The sequence below is a fragment of the Neptunicoccus cionae genome, from assembly GCF_014643735.1.
Lineage (GTDB): Bacteria > Pseudomonadota > Alphaproteobacteria > Rhodobacterales > Rhodobacteraceae > Amylibacter > Amylibacter cionae.
In genome coordinates, this window is sequence record NZ_BMKA01000006.1 from 11,970 (window position 1) to 30,920 (window position 18,951).

General features: G+C 54.9%; 11 protein-coding genes. 6 read left to right on the plus strand and 5 right to left on the minus strand.

Annotation, left to right across the window (positions count from 1 at the left end; translation table 11 throughout):
- The gene (locus IEX10_RS16450; protein ID WP_229678602.1) at positions 1-1,569 is read left to right on the plus strand and encodes a GumC family protein; all 1,569 of its coding nucleotides are present in this window, start codon (positions 1-3) and stop codon (positions 1,567-1,569) included.
- Between the two features lie 9 nt (positions 1,570-1,578).
- Positions 1,579-2,445 (plus strand): CpsD/CapB family tyrosine-protein kinase, encoded by an 867-nt coding sequence (locus tag IEX10_RS16455; protein ID WP_188677900.1) that lies wholly within the window; start codon positions 1,579-1,581, stop codon positions 2,443-2,445.
- Between the two features lie 53 nt (positions 2,446-2,498).
- Here the strand turns inward: IEX10_RS16455 and IEX10_RS16460 are convergent, their stop codons facing one another.
- The 4 genes from IEX10_RS16460 to IEX10_RS16475 all read right to left on the minus strand — a co-directional run bounded on the left by IEX10_RS16460 (position 2,499) and on the right by IEX10_RS16475 (position 10,216).
- Positions 2,499-3,449 carry a sulfotransferase family protein gene (locus IEX10_RS16460; protein ID WP_188677903.1) on the minus strand — a complete coding sequence of 317 codons (951 nt, stop codon included), beginning with the start codon at positions 3,447-3,449 and terminating at the stop codon, positions 2,499-2,501.
- 269 nt (positions 3,450-3,718) lie between these two features.
- Positions 3,719-6,544, minus strand: a complete 2,826-nt coding sequence (locus IEX10_RS16465) for a calcium-binding protein (RefSeq protein WP_188677906.1) — start codon at positions 6,542-6,544, stop codon at positions 3,719-3,721.
- A gap of 1,359 nt (positions 6,545-7,903) precedes the next feature.
- Positions 7,904-9,520 (minus strand): VPLPA-CTERM-specific exosortase XrtD, encoded by a 1,617-nt coding sequence (gene xrtD / locus IEX10_RS16470; protein WP_229678603.1) that lies wholly within the window; start codon positions 9,518-9,520, stop codon positions 7,904-7,906.
- Positions 9,521-9,568: 48 nt separating this feature from the next.
- The gene (locus IEX10_RS16475) at positions 9,569-10,216 is read right to left on the minus strand and encodes a VPLPA-CTERM sorting domain-containing protein (RefSeq protein ID WP_188677910.1); all 648 of its coding nucleotides are present in this window, start codon (positions 10,214-10,216) and stop codon (positions 9,569-9,571) included.
- A gap of 419 nt (positions 10,217-10,635) precedes the next feature.
- Between IEX10_RS16475 and IEX10_RS16480 the strand changes: the two genes are divergently transcribed.
- The 3 genes from IEX10_RS16480 (at position 10,636) to IEX10_RS16490 (ending at position 15,784) form a co-directional block, all read left to right on the plus strand.
- Positions 10,636-13,425 (plus strand): non-ribosomal peptide synthetase, encoded by a 2,790-nt coding sequence (locus IEX10_RS16480; RefSeq protein ID WP_188677913.1) that lies wholly within the window; start codon positions 10,636-10,638, stop codon positions 13,423-13,425.
- Between the two features lie 220 nt (positions 13,426-13,645).
- Entirely contained in the window at positions 13,646-14,512 is an 867-nt protein-coding gene (locus IEX10_RS16485; RefSeq protein WP_229678604.1) for a PRC-barrel domain-containing protein, read from the plus strand.
- Between the two features lie 150 nt (positions 14,513-14,662).
- Positions 14,663-15,784: an AI-2E family transporter gene (locus IEX10_RS16490; protein WP_188677916.1), complete on the plus strand. Its 1,122-nt coding sequence runs from the start codon at positions 14,663-14,665 to the stop codon at positions 15,782-15,784.
- 8 nt (positions 15,785-15,792) lie between these two features.
- Here the strand turns inward: IEX10_RS16490 and IEX10_RS16495 are convergent, their stop codons facing one another.
- Positions 15,793-16,545: a hypothetical protein gene (locus tag IEX10_RS16495; protein WP_188677919.1), complete on the minus strand. Its 753-nt coding sequence runs from the start codon at positions 16,543-16,545 to the stop codon at positions 15,793-15,795.
- 83 nt (positions 16,546-16,628) lie between these two features.
- Here IEX10_RS16495 and IEX10_RS16500 point away from each other — a divergent pair, with 83 nt between their 5' ends.
- Positions 16,629-18,905, plus strand: coding sequence for a calcium-binding protein (locus tag IEX10_RS16500; protein WP_188677921.1), 2,277 nt, complete (start codon positions 16,629-16,631; stop codon positions 18,903-18,905).
- Positions 18,906-18,951: the final 46 nt, after the last annotated feature.

The following is an 18,951-nucleotide window of genomic DNA, read 5'->3' on the forward strand; positions in this document are numbered from 1 at the left end:
ATGGATTTTAAATTTTACCTTTTGGTTTTCTGGCGGCGCTTTCCCTATTTTTTCATCCTGCTGTGTCTGGGCATAGGGGCGGGGGTTGCCGCCGCCTTGCTCCTGCCTCCGGTTTACGTGGCCGAAGCACGGCTGGTGGTCGAATCCGAGCAGATCCCTGATAAACTGGCGGAGTCTACGGTCCAGACCGATGCTTCGGAACAGCTCCAGATCATTGAGCAGCGGATCATGACTCGCGATAAACTGCTTGAGATGGCCAACAGGCTGGGCATTTATCGCGGCGCGGGGACGCCTGCCAACCCGATGACCCCGGACGAGAAAGTGCGTGACCTGCGCGACCGGGTTCAAATCCGTACCTTTGGCGGGTCGGTCCAGCGGGGGCAATCCACCGCGACCGTCGTCATCGTGGGCTTTGAGGCACCGACAGCAAAAATGGCGGCGGCGGTGACAAATGAAATCGTGACCTTGATGTTGCAAGAAAATGTCGAGATGCGCACGACTGTGTCCGGACAGACGCTGGATTTCTTCACCCAGGAAGTGGCCCGACTGGAACAGAGCCTCGCCCAGACCAGCGGGCAGATCCTGAAATTTCAGGAGGCCAATGAAGATGCTTTGCCCGACAGCCTGAGCTTTCGGCGCAACGAACAGACCGCAGAACAGGAACGCTTGCTCGAACTTGAGCGGGAGGAAAACCAGTTGCGTGACCGGCGCAACAGAATGGTGGCTCTCTATGAGAGAACCGGTGATATCGGGCGGGTCGAAGAAGACGCCCGCACCGCTGAGGAACTGCAGTTGCAAGAGTTGAAGGACCGGCTGGCCACTTCGGTGGCGGTGTTGTCGCTGGATAACCCGCGCGTGGTGGTACTGCGGGCCCAGATTGCGGCCCTTGAGGAGGTTGTCGCCGAACAGCAGGCCGCGCTCGCGATGTCCGCAGTGAATGAAGACGGCACCCAGCTGACGCCTTATGAACTCCAGCTTGCGGATATTGACGGGCAACTGGAGTTCATCGCAGAGCAGAAACAGCAGATCAATTCCAAACTTGAAGCCCTGAAAGCCTCTATCGCCGCCACGCCGGGAAATGCGCTGACTCTTGATACGCTGACACGCAACCTTCAGAACTTGCGGTTGCAATATGATCAGGCCGTGGCCAACCGCGCCCGAGCAGAGACAGGCGATATGATCGAGGCGCTGTCCAAGGGCCAACGGATTACCGTGATCGAGCAGGCGATTGCGCCCTCCAAACCGCAAAGTCCCAATCGCAAGAAGATCGCCGCAATGGGGGTCGCCGCAGGGTTGGGGCTGGGGTTCGGCTTTATCGCCCTGCTGGAGCTTTTGAACACGGCCGTGCGCCGCCCTACGGATTTGGTCAACGGACTGGATATAACTCCGATTGTCACTCTGCCCTACATGCGCACGCGGGGTCAGATATGGCGGCGTTGGTTGATCATTTTAACAAGTGCACTGGTCGTGCTGGTCGGAATACCGGCAGGCTTGTGGTATATTGATGCCAATATCCGTTCGTTACAGCCCATTCTTGATGCGCTGCTTGCACGAACCGGACTGGGGTAGGGAAGACAGATGGATAAAATACAAGCCGCCATTGGTAAAGCGCGTGCCGCACGGGCCGCCGCGACCGCCCCAGATCCGGCGTCTGCGCCCCCGACATCGCAGTTTGCACCGGACCCGGCCAGCGCATCCCGATCAACAGGACCAGAGCAACGGGCCGAGGCGTGGAGACCTCTTGCAACTTTTGCCCCCAAAGCGCGCCAGATGGCACGACAACGGATCGTAACCTTTGCCACCACCGGGCAATCCCTACCCGGGGAGGTGGCCTTTGGTGTCTTGCGCACGAAAGTGTTACGAGAGATGCGTGCCAACGGCTGGAAACGACTAGCAATTACGTCTCCCGGGGCAAACTGTGGTAAAAGCACCGTGACGTTGAACCTTGCATTCTCTCTGGCTAAACAGAAGGATGTGCACACCATTGTGGCTGAGCTGGACATGCGTCGCCCGTCACTGGCAAAAATGCTGGGCGTTAAGGGGAAGACCGGTTTTGACACTGTTATTGAGGGCAAGGCGGATTTCGCATCCTTGGCTGTGCGGCCGCGCCCCAATCTGGCCTTCGGACTGAATTATTCTCGGGCTCAAAGTCCCGCAGAACTATTACAAAGCCCGACCGTCGGGCCTGCACTGGCCAGGATCGAGGCAGCCTATGCCCCCGATTTAATGATTTTTGATATGCCTCCCATGCTGGTTAACGATGATACGCTGGCGTTTGTCGGGCAGGTTGATTGCGTACTTTTGGTGGCAGAGGCTGGAACCACGTCTATGCGCGAAATTGATGTTTGCGAACGTGATCTGGCGGCCCAGACGAATGTGTTGGGTGTGCTTTTGAACAAATGCCGCTACATGGAGAAAAACGACGGCTATGGTGGCTATAACTAGTCCCGTAATCATTTCGAGTTGTCGGGAAGGGGTGCGACACGGGCGGGGCGACCTTATTTAACAGCCCTCTGGTCAATCTTGTTCATACGCTGGCGAAAGTGACGGTGGAGTCCGGCAATACGCAGCCAGCGAGTCAGTTTTTCGCAATAAAAATTTGTCGCCCCGTAACGGCGGTGGCGAAATGCCCAGACGTGGGACTTGTTGCGTAAGGCAAGCAGGAAGCGTTCCATCACGCCAAGTTCGACGGGTGGCATTTCGGGAAGATATCCGCGCGCTTGCATCATTGCACCGGCCCTGTGTTCCAATATGGCAATATCTCTCGGGTCAGCTTTGTGACGCCATTGCTGGACAAGTGTGTGATCCGGAGCCGAATACGTGGTCCCGTGGTAGTAATCCATCATCTGCGGATCATAAGAAAGCCCGAGGAAATTACAGATGTCCCGAAGCTGGTTTTCAGGATCGGAAAGAAGCGTTTCATATTTCAATGTGAAGACGGGCGGGGGGGATGTTTCGCTCTCTACGACATTCCATGCGGTTTCGGTGTGTAGCCAATGTTCCACCCCGTGATAGGTTGTACCTGCCCAACCCATGACAATTGAGGACCGTGCCACATCGCGGGGATCGCGCATCAGGTGGATCAGCGGTGCATGCGGCAGGATGGCAATAATCCGATCCACATGACGGTGGATATTGATCGACAGAATTTTTTCGGAGTGTTGGCCTTTAAGTTCGTCCAGAAAAGCCTCTAGCAGGTCCAGCCCGTCCAGCCCGGGCAACAGGGTCATGCCATGAACTTGAAAAATCCGGTTCAGCGTGAGCGCCGCCAGATCATAGCGCCAGCCGGTTGGATGGGTCGGGTCGGGGTGCAGATGGTCAAACAGAAAATCCATTTCACCAGGATTGGCAATTTCGGGATGGGCGTTCAGCATCAACCGGAACACCGTTGTGCCTGACCGCAGTGCGCCATACACGAACACAATGTCGCGGGTTGTCAAAGTATTCATGAATATCCCCTGTTAGCGTCTGGATAGAAACTAAATGGGTAATGGTAAATTGTGAAGCATTCAGATTGAGTGCCGAATATCACAGTTATACCGCTTGCACCGTGGCGGATGTATCACGACCGCACGTATAGTATGTAACACTCTGAAGTCGGAGGCTTCAGAGTGTTACAGGACAGTTTCCCTGTCAGAATTGTGCCCTTACAGGGCAGGTCGCGACGCTTTGGTTGAAATGTTCCGGCGCGACCTGCTCTGAGACGGGATGGATCGGGTCAGGCGATGCTGTCTTTAACCCAATCAAAATCATCCATGCCCAATCCTAACAACGTGATGCTGTCTTCGCCATTGCTAAGCACCAGATTGCCGTCTGCCATGCTGGCGGCGTCATCAATGCTTTGGCCGTCGGACAGGAAGTCTTTGAGGGTCAGGGTGTCTTTAACTGAGAAATCGGTCACAATGTCCTGACCAGTGCCAGCGCTAAATACGAACTCATCCTTGCCCGATCCGCCGGTCATGATGTCATTGCCTGCTTGGCCGGACAGCTTGTCGTCACCGCGGCCCCCTTTAAGGGTGTCTGCCCCGGACCCGCCATTTACCGTGTCATCGCCCTTACCGGCAAAAATTTTATCCTGACCTTTGTTCCCGTGCAGGACGTCGTCATTGTTCATACCGTAAAGCCGGTCGTTTCCGGCCTTGCCGCGCAGGTAATCATCGCCCCCCCGTCCGTAAAGCGCATCATCACCACCGGCCCCGTTCACACGGTCCTCCATACCGGAGCCCCGAAGGATATCGTCTTCCTTGGTTGCTGTGATCGTCGGCGCACCTACAGTGATCGCTGCATTGTTCAGATCCAACGAGGCAGAGCTGTTTTCCAGTGCGTCTTCGGGATTGTCAGTGTTGGAAGCATAAAAGATATAGCTGGGTTTCTCTCCGGATTCATCCAGAGACAGCAGTGTACCCAAAGCCGAACCGTGGTCGATTGCCTTGATGACGACACCCTCGCCTGCACTGCCCAGATTGCCAAGCTTGACCTCGTCCAGTGTCTCGCCGTTAACGACCTCGGTTTCCTTGATACGGATTACATCGGAGCCGGGATCGGTCGGATCAATCGGCCCGGTTCCTTCGGTCAGTTCCAACACACCATCGGAATTGGCTTCTAAATCAGCCAGAATGACCACCTCGCCCGTACCAAAGGCGAGTTCTTCCACATTGATAATAAAGTCGCTGCCATCGGGGCCGTTGATCCGGTAGCCGTCTCCTTCGATGCGCAGGGAGTAATCTGCAGGGCTGCCCGACAGAACCACGCGATCCGTCCCGCGGCCGCCGTTGATGCCGTCATTGCCCTTTCCGGCGATGAAGGTGTCATTGCCACGGCCGCCCATAAGATAGTCTTCCTCAGGGGTGCCGATCATGACGTCGTTTGCATTGGTGCCTGTTTCAGTAACACCTTGCTGGCGGAACTCCCCGCCCTCGGCCTCGGACCACCAGGGAGACGTCCTGTCGTTGAGACGTTCCAGCAATTCTGATCGCGGGGTGCTATCATCCAGACTGTCATAAAGCGCCCATGACCCCCATTTGGAGGGGGTCGCAATATCGGTGAACTGCATAAAGGCCCCATCGCCATGCTCAGTCCAGGCATCCCATATCTGCTGGTAGAGCTCGGCCATTTCTTCGGACCGTACGAAATCAATCATAAAGTCGTTCAGAGCTGTAATATGGGCTTCGGTCAGACCACTTACGGCGAAAGAATGATGTACATGCTGGCCCCCCTCATAGGAGACGAGCTTGAGGCCATTGTCATGCGCAACAGCTGCGGTCTCTTTGAGGGATCCTGCTATTTGCGGGATCGAGTTGGTGTAGTTGGGATCTTGCAGCCGGTTTGCCAGCCATTGCTTGGCATCTATCGCCGGGTTGCTGATTGCGGCGATCAGATCGTCTCTGAGGTCGTTATGGCCCATTGTGGCCACGCCAAAATAGGTTGTTGTGGCCAGCTCTTCAAAGACTGTGGTTGGGTCGACGTAATTTTCCGGCTCGTTCTCGCGCCAGATGGCGGCGTCCAGAAGGCGTTCGGACAGCCAGGGGTTTACAGCGTTTGTCCCCAGCACATTCGCCAAACGCCCGCCGTCTGCCTCAGGACCATAGACGTCTTCCCAAATCAGGGCAGTCTCAACAGCCTTCTTGACATGGTAATCAAAGCGGGCGCTTTCCCCCCATTCAGCTTCGGATTGATCACGGACCCAGCGGGCCTGTTCAAAGGAAAGGTTCCAGACCTCATTGGAATATTCGACCCGTGCCGTCAGCTCTGGGTCGAGATTGTCCCGCACATAGGTCGCAAAATTGCGGATATATTCGTCATCGGCAAGGTGGGGCATTGTGAACCATGGATCCACACCCAGTTCATTAGCCAGTTGCACCATATATTCCACCGGCATGCCCTGCTTGCCGAATGGCCCGGTGACGGAGGGCATGTCATCCCAGGAGGTCACTTCGGAATTATTCGTTTCCATCCAGTTCATGAAGCGCAAGTCGCGGGCATCTTCGACCAAGGCAAGCCAGTCGGGATTAAACACCGCCCCCGCATCGTACAGGTCTTTGTGCTCTTCTGCTACGATCGAGATGTTCTTGATGTAATTCCCGTTGTTTCTGGGGTCCGTTTCCATGATGTTCATGAGGAACTCTGCGGCATCGGCATTTTCGAAAACGATGCGCCCGGGCTCGGAAGAAATAATCGTGGCATCGCCGCGCAGCTCGATGGTGCCTTCGCCTTCGTATTCCAAAACGTAAACGCCGGCATGGTCGTTTCCGGCGTTTTCACGGAAATCGCTCCAGGCCCAGATTGTGCCAATCCGTTCAAGTCCGGCGGGGATTTCGGTCGGCCAGCCATCGGCGTCCAGATAGCCGCCATCGCGCAACTCGTCGGTGGTCATGCCACCCCAACCGCCGTCAACATGCCCGATCCAGGGGCGCATCATTTTTGTCAGGTCAAGAAACTGCAGTCCCGGATTGTAGTCATAAGCCCCAGCCAGATTGAATGAGAGCGTCGGGTTGTCCAGTCCTTGTGCTGTTTCGGCCTGTGCCAGTTCGGATTCGTAAGCCATTATATAGAGTCCCAGTATGAGCCGGAGAATGAATGGCAGGGCACCAGAAATCCGACGGCATAGAAGTTCGTGCCAACACATAAAAACTATTACCCCCGTGTCTATTCTATGTTGTGACCATGACCATTTCAGGCGGAATATTACCACATTTGGGAACGATGGGCAGATTACAGCTCAAAATTGGGGGGATCGCTTCCACGGCAGCACATGTCGAGGGGGTGTCGTGGTAGAAACCGCAGCCCGACAGGGCAAGACATAACAGGTTCTGGGCAAGAATGCGTTGGCGATTCAGGTGGAAGTCACGTTCTTTAATTTGGCAAGATGGGGATAGGCGATATTAGGAGCGCCGTGAATGTCGTCCGCTTCAGGGCCTGCTATTGGACGCATTTGGCGATGGAGAGTATGTACATGGCGAGATTTGTATTTTGCGAAACGCCATAAAACACACCTCGGAATAAAGTAATGAACGTGGATTGTACGGGATATTATTATTCAAATCTGCTTTGCGGAATCCGTTGGGCGTGCGGGCTGGGAGACGGGTGTCGGGTGAAACCGTTGCGCGCGAGTATCAACCAGAGTGCACTAGCACTGACCCCGACGATACCTCCGAACATATATGCAGCAATGGCCATTAATATTCCCGCTCCTGAAACGAGAGTCGCAATGGCGGCAAAGATGCCTGAGATTATTCCGAGAGTGATGTAGACAATAAACATCTGTTAATCCTATTCGCTATGTCTTCTTAAAAGAAACGTCACTCCCATGTCCATTTCATGGACAAATTATGTCATAATTGAGCGGAATTTAACCACAATTGCGAAACTGTGGATGTATTCTTGCTCAATCTTAAGGTTGCGTGTTTATTTAGACACAATACTCTAAGTCGTTTCTCGTGTAAATTGTGTATAACCTAAAGATGCAATCTAAAGATGATTTTTTGGTAGTGATATTTGGCGGTTCCAGTTTAATGCGACCTGCAAGCTGTTATGGTTGTTAGAATTAAATTTTAATTGTTAATTTATTATTAATTAAGATGGATTTTAGCCGCAATACAGGCGCAGAAGCATAGGTGGACTATGCTAGAAGCATATCATCTATGCTTTTGGATCGTTTTTTGCCAAATCTTCAATCGCCACATTAGGTGGTGGAGTGGCGAGTTAATTCTATGAGCAGGGGGAGCGGGTTCTACAGATTCAGATTGATTCGCTTGTCCGGGCCCTTTTAGAGCGCATTGATTGCTCAATACGCGTTTTTGAAGTCTGCGGCCGTTTCAATAGATCAACTGTAAATGCCCTCAGAAGGCTTTCACTAATCTAGTGAGTCGGTTCTCCCGAGGCTGGCGCGTGTAATTCCCTGACATTAAAGCTCTGGGACAAAACGGGGCATCACGGTGGTAAGCTCGAGGAAGGTGTCTTGCAGACGCGCCTCTGCTTGGGCATCTGTTTCGTCTTTGGTAATCGGGGTCGTCAAACGCACGAGCGCGCCGTCAGTCCGGCCAATCGTCAACCCGTCCCAAAGAAGATACATTTTGGCCGCCAGATCCCAGGCCACGTGGCGGCCGTGCTGTTCAAACCAGTAATAGACCAGCATTCGGGATTCGCCCTTTTGGATCACCGCGCGGTTTAAATTGTAAGTCTCGGAAAACCCGACTTGGGGGGCGACATCGACCCGTTCCAACCATGCGATCTCCCAGCCCGCACCCGGCAGGCAGATTTCAGGCGAATGGGTGCCATTTCGGGTCTGATCGTCATACCAAGCAATGAACAGTCCCACTTGTGCTGCGGCATCAGAACGGGAGAGCTGGACCGCGAGGTAGTCATCTGCTGCCAATACCTGCGCGACATTTTCAGTTAGAACCTCGGGGATACCGACATTCCATGGGCCCAGAGTTGTCGGGAACAGCAAAAATGGTTCGCGGTCGACCGGGCCGGTGTCTATCTGCGGGCGGACCTGCCAGCTTATCGTTGCCAGCGACAGTAGGACGGCTGACAAAATGAGGGCCTTTGACGGCTCGATCAAGCGGATGCGGGTCGCCTGCGTCACCCAGCCGGAGGTGTCCAGATCCAGCGCATCCAGAAGCGGCATTTTCTCAGCCGTGAACCGCAGCATGACCCAGGCAAGAAGAAACAGGATCACCACGCAAATCATAAAGATGACCCAGCCTTCAAAGAAATGGCTGAAGCCTTCGAGGTATTCCAGCCCCAGATAGTTCACCAGCCAGCCAGCAAAGGCGATGCGCACTGAGTTCATCACAATTGTGATCGGTGCGGCCGCCAGAAGCAGGACGGCTTTATGCCAGATGGAACCGCGAAACAGCACTGCAAAAATGTAAGAGAACGACATGATGGGGAACAGATATCGCAGGCCGGAGCAGGCTTCGGCCACGTGCAATTTGTAAACCCCGAGATCAATGATATTGCCTTCAAGGAAGACAGGCACATTGATCAGTTGCAACATCCAGACGCCAAGTTCCGATGACCAGGCTTGCAAGATGGTGGACATCTTATAATAAATGACCCCCGGCAACGGCAGCATGAAGACAAGATGCACCACCGGTGGCCAAAACTGCTTGCCCTGTTGCCAACCCCAAGAGATGAGCAACATCGCACCCACCCAGAGGATCAGCGCATAAGCTACGATATCGTCAATCTGGGCCTGCTTGCCCACGGCCCCGACGAGCAGGGCAAATACCAGCAACGCGATACCGGCGCCCCGGTCGGCAACAGGATCGGAGGTGACGGGGACATCTTTAAGCTGACGTAAAAAGAGCAACAGGGACAACACCGGAATCAGAGGTCCATGGCTGTACTCGGGGAGTTCCCAAGCGGTTAACAGCGCGGCAACGCCCTCTTGGAAATACAACAGCGCGGCAAGTGTTGCGATTGCCAGCCAGAAGGTGCCAGCGTGGAAATACCCATTCAGAGCGGAAAACGTTCTTGGTTTATGGATCGCGGGCATCTTTGAAACACTCGTCAAGATAACGCCGGGCCAGCTATGAATTGGGGCCGGAGAGAAACGGGCGCATTACGCCCGTTTGCGACGCCGTGCAAAACCCAAGGCTCCAAGTGCGCCGAGCAGAAGCATGCCGCCTGCGGGCAGTGGTACAACTGCCGGAACAGCATCAGCCGAACGGACTGTTATGTTCGCAATGGCAAAGCTGGAATGCTTGAACTTGTCCTTCTTTTTAAGAAAGGAGTCTATGGCTGAAACATCAAACCTGTTTGAGGTGTAATCGTCTGTGAACGTATAGGTTTCCACAACGTCACCTGTCAGTGCATCAAGGCCGCTCGTTGAAAAGCCGAAGTCGTCGCGCTTGATGAACTTAGTGAATGTGATGCTTTCAATGGTGACATCGGTGTCAAAGTTAAAGACAACCGTTTCTTCAGCGCCTTTGGAGTCAATTTTGGCGGAATTGTCTTTTTTGCCAGATTTCACGCCTAAACCGAAATTCTTAGTCAATACTTTGGAGCTGGACGTGACATCTTTGGGGTTGGTCTTAATGGCGCTAACCGTCAAGCCAATGTCGCCCTGTGTGAAATCGAGCATCTTCGCCCGTTTCATCTTTTCGGCAGTGAAGTCAAAGGTAACGCTGGCGGCCCCGGCCGTTACCGTCGAAAGAGCCATTCCAAGCCCTAAGGCCAAAGCTCCGTTAGTCAGGTTCTTCAAATTCAATTCAAAACTCCACATAGTACAACTTTCACAATCTGGCTATTTGCGCAGATCCCTGCAAACTAAAAACTGACGAAGCCTGATACGTAGACTTCCGAGACTCACTTTATCTAATTAGTTAATCTAAACACAGTTGGAGCAATTTTCCAACCGCAACATTCGCTAGATCCGGTAACTTTTAAGAGACTTAACGCGCGAAAACTGTATTTCCAGTATTATTCCAGCAAAACCGCCCCCAAAATGCGCTTTTTGGAAAAGGCAGGGTGGCATTTTGGGTGCCGTAAGGTAGCCAATTTTGCTGATAAGAGCGCGGAAACAACTTCTGGAACTTTCTTTGGTTACTGTGTAATCGAAATCTGTAAATTTCACAGAGATGCGCCTGCTGTGCTGGCATCTTCCGGTATTACAAGGCCATTGAACAGATGACGATTGCACAAACTGTCCCCTCTCAGAACCAGACCTGGCGTGCCTGGCATGATTTTGCAGCGATGGCCAAAGCCCATCCGGGCCGGCCGGCCCTTCGGGTGGACGGAGTGCGGTACAGCTACGGCCAACTGGCGGAGATGGTCAGTGGTTTTGCCGGTGCGATCCGCGCTGCCACATCAGCAGAACAAGCGCCGGTCACGGGGTTTTTTGCGGATCGAAGTGTCCAGTCCTATGTCGCGGTGTTGGCAGCGCTGCGCTGTGGCCATGCCTATGTGCCACTGAACCCGAAATTTCCTGACAGCCGCAATCGTCTGATACTTGAACGTTCGGGTGCGTCCTGTCTGATCGCCTCGCCGCGGGCGCAAGGACGCGGCAAAGCAATTCTGACGACCGAGACGGATATGACGACACAAGCAGGGGGCGGTGGCGCTCCGGCTCTGATTACTGTGGCGGATATGGTGCCGGAGCCTTTGGAACCGGCACCGCATGACAACGGCTATGCCTATGTTCTGTTCACCTCGGGCAGCACCGGCACTCCGAAAGGGGTTGCGATCCGGCATTCCAATCTGGAGGCCTATCTGGAAGCGACGTTCGCTGCGGTGCCTTACAGTGCAGAAGACCGCTTTTCACAGAACTTCGATCTGACCTTCGATCTGTCGGTGCATGACATGTTCTGTTGCTGGCGCGCGGGCGGCGAACTGGTTGTTCCGAGCGTGGCGGATCTGGATGATCCGGCGGCTTATGTAAAACGGGAGGGCGTTACGGCGTGGTTCTCGGTGCCTTCTCTGGCGCAGAAGATCGCTCTACGGGGTAATCTGGACCGTGAAACTCTGGCCGGTTTGCGGATTTCCCTGTTCTGCGGCGAGGCTTTGCCGATGGAACTGGCGCAGAACTGGCAGGCGGCAACGGGGCAGGGCGTGGAAAATTGGTACGGCCCGACGGAGGCGACCATTGCCTGCACCCGTTATGTGCTGCCCGCTGCGGGTGCGCCTGTATCCGAACGTTTTGGTCTCGCCCCGATCGGGCAGGCGCTGCCTGGAATGAAGACTCTTATCTTGCGCGAAGACGGCAGTGCGGCGCCGGTGGGGGACACCGGCGAATTGCTGGTATCAGGGCCACAATTGGCGGATGGTTATCTGGCGGACCCTGAAAAAACCGCAGCCGCTTTTGTGGACCTGCCAGAGTTTGGCGGGCGTTATTATCGCACAGGGGACCGTGTTCTTGCTGATGAAACCGGCGCGATTTTCTTTGTGGACCGGATCGACAACCAGATTAAGATCCGGGGCTATCGTGTTGAATTGGGTGAAATAGAGGCCGAAATCCGCAATCGCGTAGACGGGTGTTCTGTCGTCGTGACACCGCTGCCGCTGAAATCCGCCACTCCGACAGCGCTGCTGGCCAGTGTCGAAGGCTGGACAGGGGATACCCGCGCGGTGCTGGAGGATCTCAAACGCGCCTTGCCCGATTATATGGTGCCCACAGACCTGCGCAGTCTGGGACAGTTCCCTAAGAATGCCAGCGGCAAGATTGATCGCGGGGCCATTGGCGCATTGGTGACAACCAATCCCGCCGCGGCCGCTTCGGGCCAGCCAAAACGGGTGCGCAAGCAGGTGATCGAACTGGTTCAGGCCATCAATCCGGCCATCTCCCGCGAGCGGATACTGGAGGCTCCGGATCTGATGGAGGCGGGGCTGGATTCCCTTGCCTTTACCGAATTTACCCTCGCGCTGGAAAAAACCTTCGGCATTGCGCTGAACCAGATGCTGGTGGCGCGGATGTCCGAAATGTCGATCCAGAACCTTGTGCCACTGATCAAGCGCCGGATGGAAAACACCCCGATGGCGAAGAGGGGGCCGAAGGGTAAAGCTGGCAACAGCAAAGGTGGTAAAGGAAGAGGTAAGGGCGCACAGGATTTGAAAAAGACCGTCCACTACCGGGCCCGCCGTGCCGTGGAATGCGTGGACAAGTTTCCCGATTTTGTCGCGGCAGCGCCCCATCCCCTTGCCCTGTTTATCGGGTCTTCGGGGATGATGTCAGGGGCCGTGGCGCCGGTGATTGAGGCGCGGGCTGCCGAACTGGGGATGCCGGTGACGGCGGCCAATCTTGGCACCGGAAAGCTGTCCAACGCGGGGACCACGGAGCTGGCGGAATTTGTCCGTGACACCCTGCGCGCTGCCGGAAAGCCTTTGGCCTTTGTGATCTACGAAGTGGAGCTGATGCAGATGTCTTCCCTGCCGTCAGGTCGGGAAATCGAGGTGGTAAAAGACTATCTTGACGGGGGCTATGAGGTAGGTGATCTGCCAAGCCTTGATCCCAATAATATCTGGGATCCGGCAACCGGAGGGACCATTGGTTTGAAGGAGGGGAAGACTCTTTCCGATCCCGAAGGTGTCAGTGCAAGCGAACCGGACTGGATGAAGAAACGGGCCACAGAAGTGATGGAAACGTATCTGGGGAAGACAGAAATGGTGCCCGCCGAGGCGGATATTTTCCTGCGTGGTGTCGCTGCAATGAAAGAGATTTGCGACACGGTGATCGGCTTTGTCCATCCGTTGAATGCAGAAGGCATCGCAGAGGCCCGCGCAGCCAATCCAAACAACAGGTTTGATCCTTTCATCAGGGATCTGGAAACCCGTGGCGGTTTTGACATCCTGCCTCATACGGATTTCGTTCTGGCCGCTGAAGATTACCGCGACAAGAACCACGTCAATAAAGCGCGCGGTGCTGCTAGTCTGTCACGCCTGTTGGCTGAGGCCGGTGTTAAAGCCTTGAACATCAAAGGTTAATCCTAAAGCTCCCAGTTGCATTTCCGGTCGCGCGTGCTCTCTTGTTTATAAGAGCACGCGGGCAGCCAGATGTGTCTGTCATCCTAACCGGCGCTCACGGCGGCTTCACGCTCAGGTGAAAATAAATTTACTTTTGCACGGAACTTCTCGTGCGATGGTTCGTTGTTTCTTCATCAAGGGCCTGGGGGATAACTGGGCTGGAACTAAGAAGGAGAAACCCGTGAAACATTTTATGATGACGACCGCGACTGCATTGATTCTGGGCACCACCGCATATGGCGAAGCCCACATGGCAGCCTTTCCCGAAATGACATTTGATGCCACACAGAACCTCAACGCGTCCGAGTTGATCGGCAAGCGGGTTTATGTGAGCGAAGCCGAAATGAACGCGGAAATGACCGTGGCTGAAGACGGCGAAAAAGAGTGGGACGACATTGGTGAAATCAATGAAATCGTTCTGAACCGCAGCGGCGAAGTTGCTTCTGTGATTGTTGGCGTTGGCGGTCTGGCCGGTATCGGCGAGAAAGACGTAGCGATCGATATGTCCCAACTGCAATTCGTGTCTGAAGAAGGCGAAGACGCAGACGATTACTTCCTGGTGGTGAACTCCAATGTTGCCGCTGTTGGCGAAGCTCCGGCATATGAATCCCACAACCGCGTCATGAAAGACGACGACGCTGTAATGGAAAAAGATGAAAACGCTGTCGTGAAAAAAGACGATGACATGCAGAACGATGTCGCTGTGAACGACGAGCCGCGCGAAGATATTATGGCGCCAAGCATCGAGCGTGACGGCTACCAGCCTGTTGTTGCTGACGATATGACAGCCGAAGACCTGACAGGTGCCCGCGTTTACGGTGTAAACGACGAAGATGTTGGTGAAATCAGCGAACTGATCCTGACAGACAACGGTAAAGTTGAAAAAGCTGTTATCGACGTAGGTGGTTTCTTGGGCATAGGCGAAAAGCCGGTTGCTGTTAAGATGGACGAACTGACAATCATCCGTAACGATGCGGGCGACGATCTGCGCGTCTACATCGAAAGCACTGAAGAATCCCTTGAGGGTCGTGCCGAATACGAAGGCTAACCCCTTTGCCAGATGGTGCATAGCGCGGTTCTTATAACCGTGCGGGGGCTGGGCGTTACGCCCGGCCCTTTTTTTGAACCCGTGTTTCGGACCGGTGTTCAGGAGTTTAATTTCAAGATTTAACACCAAAGATTTAAAGGACTTTCCCAGATGCGCCAGCCGCAAACAGACCAGCAACGAATTACCAACCGGATGCTCGGGGTGATTTTGATGCTGATGTGTTTTGCAGCTCTTTATGTGGCCAAGGATCTGGTTCTGCCGCTTGTGCTCGGGGTGATGCTGGCCCTGACCCTTAGCCCCTTCGTGCGCGCGATCGGGCGGCTTGGCGTGCCTGTGCCTGTGGCGGCAATTCTGGCCACTTTTGGAATGGCCGCACTGGCCATTACCGGAGTGGCGCTGCTTGGGGGGACGGTGACAAGCTGGTTTGACGACATCCCCCGCATCACCGAAGAAGTGAAATACAAGCTGCGCGACCTGTCCCATACGCTTCAGGCGGTGAAGGATGCCTCTGAGCAGGTGGGTAATGTCACCAGTGGCGGGGCCACAGAAGAAACCGAGAAGGTCGTGGTGCAACAGCCCGGCCTGCTGACCGCGGCGGTCAGCAGTCTGGCGGAATTTTCCACCTCTCTGGTGGTGGGGTTGATCCTTGCACTGTTCCTGCTGTCGTCGGGAAATATGTATTACCTCAAGATCGTAGAGGCACTGCCACGGCGCAGTGACAAGAAGCGCGCTTTGCGGATTCTCCACGATATAGAGCGGCGGATGTCCTATTACCTGTTGGCGATCACCACGATCAATGCGGGTCTTGGAGTGTCGGTGGGGGTGGCTATGTATCTGGTAGGGGTGCCTTATCCGCTGGTTTGGGGGTTGGCGGCCTTTGCACTGAACTTTCTGCCCTACCTTGGCGGCGCGCTAGGCACGCTTGGGGTGGCGGCGTTTTCTCTGGTGACGTTTGAAAGCCTGACTTACGCAATGGTGGCCCCGCTGGTCTATTTCACCCTGACCAGTCTGGAAGCACAGTTCATCACGCCGGTTCTGCTGGGCATACGAATGAAGATGAACACGGTGGCGGTGTTCGTTTCGGTGATCTTCTGGGCCTGGCTTTGGGGTATCCCCGGCGCACTGATTGCGGTGCCCATTCTGGCGGTGATCAAGACGATCTGCGACCACATAGAGGGACTGTCCACCTTCGGGAACTTCCTGTCGGTGGCGGAAGAACCCATAGACCATGAAGCCGCCTGCAAGGACACCCCCGATCCGGAGGGGCATTGAGGGTCGATTCAAAACTCCGCCGCGATCCCGCTTTGCAGTGAAAGGCCCGCATCGGGATAGTATTTCAACCGGGTGCGCAGTTTTAGGGCTCTGTTGGGTTTCGGGGATGCGTTGTGCAGGCCAAGCCCTACATCCGTATAGATAAAACCCGCCGAAGTGCTGGAGCGGTTTTCTACATTCAGCAGGGCGGAATTTATCTGTGTGCGGGTCTGCGCCACGGTGCCGCCGAACCCCATGCCAAACAGTGAAGACACGAAGTGGGAATGTCGTTTGCGCCAAGCCACTCCGGTTTCCAGTTCCACCCCGTGACTGGCAAAGCGGATGGTTGTCGGGTCTTTCAGAATACCGGCCCCTTCGGGCAGGACGTAGCGGCTTTTGCCGTAAAACAGGCTCGCGCCTGCGTGGAGGGACAGCGCCCCGCCGAGGGGCTGTTCAACCTGTGCCCCGAGCCGGATCTGGCGCGACTTTTTTCTATGATAGGGGGTGTCGCTGTCCGGTGAAAGTGTGTCTTCGTCAATGTCTACCACCAGCCCGTCAGCCGCAGGCGGAGCTGTCGCAGTTCTTGCGGCGGTTTTGGGGGATGGGGTGAAAAATTGTTCTGCGGTGGCTTGCAGAGCTGAAGGGATGAAAAACATATCATCCTGCCCGTAACCGAGCGTGAAAGACGGCTTTGACGGCGGGGCGGTACCACAGCCCGACAACATCACCAGAAGCAGCCCGAAAGAAAACAAATAAGAAGCGGTAGATTGGGCATTATGCAATTGATTTTCCGTTACCGAACTTAATAAGTTATCCAAGAGGATTCCCGTTAAAATGGAATTGATTGTTACAAAGGTAAGTTATCATGGTGCGTATTATAGTGAAATCGGAATTTGGTAAGGGGATTGACGCCGGTTATCTGGAACAGGCACTTCCGGACATGGAAGGCACCTACGGCGATTTGCTCGGGGATCTGGGCTGGGCTATGGAAAACGGCTTGTCTCCGGTCAGTCTGACTGCCACTGAAATCCGGTTGCGCGGCAGCTCGGATGGGAAGTCACCGTTTCTTAGTCCTGTCGATTTTGACATCGTGGTTTCGGGTTCGGGGATTTCGCCGGTCAGCAGCATTGACGAACTGGATGATGCGCTGACAGAGGGGATGGCCACAGGGACATTCAACAAGATCAGCTTTACTGCCAGCAAAGACGCAGGGTTTCCGGGGGATACCAGCTTTGATGATGAAGAATTCCTGACCGTAGATATTGCGAAATCCGGTTATACCCTGACCTCTGGCGCGCAGGTGATTTCGATCACCGGTTCCGTCATTACCAGCCTTGAAGAACTCAGCGGCGTGGCTGAACTGGCGGAAGGGCTTGGCGAATATGACAGCCTGTCTGCCAGCGAGCGGTCCTTCCTGCTGAGCAAACTTGCCGATTACGGCATCACCGGTTTCAGCATTGCCAGCGAAGGTGTTGAGGTTCTGGCCTTTGACGCATCGACGACAGCCATCTCGCTCAGCGTGTTGGGCTATAAATACCAGCTGAACGGCAGCTTCCCGACAGATTTTGGCGGCGCAGTTCCGATGCTGATGGAAGTAACCGATTTTCTCGACTCCGGCGGCAAGCTGAAATTCAATGATATTGCCGGCTTCAGCGTCAACAACATCCGTGTCTTCAACCCCGACGGGGATGTGATCCTGAAATCCAAAGGCGGGCTTGGCAACACAGACACCATCGGCGATGCCATCCTGAAATTCGACGGCTCACTTATCAAGAACCTGATGGTGGGGGAAAACGGGTCCAACGATCTGGAGTACTACACTCCGGGCGATTATCTGAATGGTACTGGGGGCAAGGACCACATCTTCGGTCTGGCCGGTCATGACAGCCTGAACGGGGCTGGCGGCAATGATTTCCTGTACGGTGGCAGCGGCAATGATGTGCTGCACGGGGGCGCTGGCAACGACCTGCTGAACCCCGGCGACAACCTGTCCTACGACCAGATCAATAGTTCTGCTGGCGATGATACGATGGTCTTTTCAGATATGCTGACCGGCTATGTGGATCTGACTTATTCCGCCGAATCCAAAGGGATCACAGCCGTTATCGACGGAAACGCAGGCACCGGCACAGTGGTCAAGAAAAGCGGCACCGATACGCTGGTGGATGTGAATATGCCAATGCAAGCCGCCTATATGCCACCGGAGATCGGCGGTTTCGGGCTGATCGGCACGCAGTTTGCTGACAGTTTCACGGCAACGGTTGCAGAAAACGGCTGGATGTCTGTCTTTGGCGGCGCTGGCACCGACAGCTTTGATCTGACCATTGAAAGCGGATCAATCCTGCGCCTGTCATTTGACAGCGGATTTGTTGGCGGAACCGACGGCGCGGATGTCGATGTCGCGGGCGGTGTCATCAATAACGACGGCTATGACAATGTCGAAAGCCTCAATGTGACCTCCAACGGCGGCCGCTTGGAACTGCAGGGGACAATGTTCAATGACCGTCTGGTGGGCAGCAGTGACGATGAGCGTTTCATTCTGCTGGGCGGAGATGACTATGCCGATGGCGCGGGCGGCGTGGATCTGGTGCGCTATGACCGCTTTGGCGTGGATTACGTTGATGCCCATCTGGGCAAAAGCAAAGCCACGGGTGTCTGGAGCGGGATGGAGTTCACCCATAAAATCAAAAACATGGAAGACCTGCGCGGTTCGCGGGACGGCGATGACAAGCTGATCGGAAACGGCAAGGCCAATGAAATCCGCGGCCGGGGCGGTGATGACAAGCTGATCGGCAAGGGCGGCAAGGACGACCTGCGCGGTGAAGCGGGCGATGATCTGCTGAACGGTGGCGGTGGCCGCGACAGGCTGACCGGCGGCAGCGGCGATGACGTGTTGCTGGGCAAGAAGGGCAATGACACCTTTGTCTTCAACGGTTCTGCGAATGAAGGCCGTGATACAATCCGCGATTTCAAGAACAATCAGGATACGCTGGAAATTTCGGGGGAAAGCTTTGCCGAGCTGAACATCAAGAAATCCGGCGGCGGTTCCGATACGCTGATCACCCTTGAAAGCGGCACGGAAATCCTGCTGGAAGGCGTTGCCAAATCCCAAATCGACGCGAGCGATTTCGACTTCGTCTAAGACCGCGAACTGATTGAAACAAAAGGGGCCGCAGTGTGAAACTGCG

Bases quoted from the DNA above. Each gene is read 5' to 3' on its own strand.
- IEX10_RS16450 (WP_229678602.1), top strand. From the start codon at position 1: ATGGATTTTAAATTTTACCTTTTGGTTTTCTGGCGGCGCTTTCCCTAT.
- IEX10_RS16455 (WP_188677900.1), top strand. From the start codon at position 1,579: ATGGATAAAATACAAGCCGCCATTGGTAAAGCGCGTGCCGCACGGGCC.
- IEX10_RS16460 (WP_188677903.1), bottom strand. From the start codon at position 3,449: ATGAATACTTTGACAACCCGCGACATTGTGTTCGTGTATGGCGCACTG.
- IEX10_RS16465 (WP_188677906.1), bottom strand. From the start codon at position 6,544: ATGGCTTACGAATCCGAACTGGCACAGGCCGAAACAGCACAAGGACTG.
- IEX10_RS16480 (WP_188677913.1), top strand. From the start codon at position 10,636: ATGACGATTGCACAAACTGTCCCCTCTCAGAACCAGACCTGGCGTGCC.
- IEX10_RS16490 (WP_188677916.1), top strand. From the start codon at position 14,663: ATGCGCCAGCCGCAAACAGACCAGCAACGAATTACCAACCGGATGCTC.
- IEX10_RS16500 (WP_188677921.1), top strand. From the start codon at position 16,629: ATGGTGCGTATTATAGTGAAATCGGAATTTGGTAAGGGGATTGACGCC.